Here is a 1,920-nt window from a genome sequence, read left to right as displayed (position 1 = left end):
GAGAGCCGGGGCCGGGAGCCGCGGACGCCGCAGGAGGCCCTGCTCTGCCGCCTGTTCGCCGAGGTGCTCGGGCTCGAGCGGGTCGGCCCCGAGGACGGCTTCTTCGACCTCGGCGGCCACTCGCTGCTGGCGACCCGTCTGATCTCCCGGCTCCGGGCGGCGCTCGGGATCGAGCTCGCCATCCGCAGCCTGTTCGAGGCGCCGACCCCGGCCGGGCTCGCACTCCGCCTCGACCGCGCCGCCGCTGCCCGGCCGGCCTTGCGGCCGATGCCGCGGCCAGCGGTGATCCCGCTGTCCTTCGCCCAGGCTCGGCTGAGGTTTCTCGATCAGCTCGAGGGGCCGGCCCCGACCTACAACATCCCGCTCGCGCTGGCCCTCGACGGCCCGCTCGATGCCAGGGCGCTGCAAGCGGCGCTGGCCGATGTGGCCGGGCGGCACGAGAGCCTGCGTACCCTGCTGGTCGAGGGCGAGGCCGGACCGGAGCAGCGGATCCTGGCCGCGGCGCAGCCGGCGCTCGAGGTCGTGGAGACCGACGCGGACCGGGTCGCGGAGGTGCTGACCGAGGCGGCCGGGCACGGCTTCGACCTGGCGCGGGAGCTGCCGCTCCGGGCGACGCTGCTGCGGGTCGGGACGGAGCGGCATGTGCTGCTCGTGCTGCTGCACCATGCCGCCGGCGACGGCTGGTCGCTGGCGCCGCTGCTGCGCGACCTGGGCCAGGCCTATGCCGCCCGGCTCAGGGGTCGGGCACCGGACTTCGCGCCGCTGCCGGTTCAGTATGCCGACTATACGCTGTGGCAACGCGAGTGGCTCGGTGAGGAGACCGATCCGGACAGTGCGATCGCCCGCCAGTTGAGGTTCTGGGGCGAGACCCTGGCCGGGCTGCCGGAGGAGCTGCCACTGCCGGCCGACCGGCCGCGCCCGCCGCGGCCCAGTCGGCGGGGCGAGACCCTGAGCTTCCGCCTCGATTCCGGGCTGCACGGCCGGCTACTGGAGCTCGCCCGAGCCGGGGGTGCCAGCCTGTTCATGGTGCTGCAGGCCGGACTGGCGGCTCTCCTCGCCCGGCTCGGCTGTGGCCCCGACATCCCGCTCGGCGGCGCGATCGCGGGCCGCACCGACCAGGCGCTGGATGAGCTGGTCGGCTTGTTCGTCAACACCCTGGTGCTCAGGACCGATACCGCGGGCGATCCGAGCTTCGCGGAGCTTCTGGCCCGAGTGCGCGAGGCCGACCTCGCCGCCTACGCCCATCAGGACCTGCCATTCGAGCGCCTGGTCGAGCATTTGAACCCTGCCCGCTCGCTGGCGCGGCACCCGCTGTTCCAGGTCATGCTGGTGCTGCAGAACAATGTGGCGCCGCGCCTGGAGCTGCCCGGTCTTACCGTCAGGTCGCTCGCGGTCGGCACCGGGACCACCAAGTTCGACCTCTCTTTCAGCTTCGCCGAGCGGCGCGGTGCCGATGGGGCGCCGGAGGGGCTCGACGGCACCGTCGAATTCGCCTGCGACCTGTTCGACCGGGCGACGGTGGAGGCGCTGGCGGAACGCCTGATCCGGCTGCTCGAGGTGGTGGCCGAAGATCCGTCGCAGCGGATCGGGGCGGTCGAGATCCTCGCGCCGGCCGAGCGGCGGCGGATCCTGGAGGAGTGGAACGCCACGGTGCATCCCTCCCCCGAGGCGACGCTGCCCGAGCTGCTGGAGGCGCAGGCCGCGCGAACCCCCACAGCGACGGCGCTGATCTATGAGGAGCAGAGCCTCACTTATGCCGAGCTCGATGCCCGGGCCAACCGGCTGGCCCATCACCTGATCGCGCGCGGCGCCGGGCCGGAGACGATCGTCGGGCTGTGCCTGGAGCGCTCGCCGGCGATGGTGGTGGCGCTGCTCGCCATCCTCAAGTCCGGGGCCGCCTACCTGCCGCTCGACCCGGAC

The 1,920-nt window shown here is 73.5% G+C and carries 1 protein-coding gene; it reads left to right on the top strand.

The genetic code is table 11. The features are described 5' to 3' along the window. The coding region (locus KXR53_RS35430) for a condensation domain-containing protein (protein ID WP_437380320.1) at nt 1–1,920 on the top strand (1,920 nt) is incomplete at both ends.

The sequence above is a fragment of the Inquilinus limosus genome (genome assembly GCF_051487185.1).
Classification (GTDB): Bacteria; Pseudomonadota; Alphaproteobacteria; order DSM-16000; family Inquilinaceae; genus Inquilinus; species Inquilinus limosus_F.
This window is presented reverse-complemented; position numbering and strand designations above follow the sequence as displayed.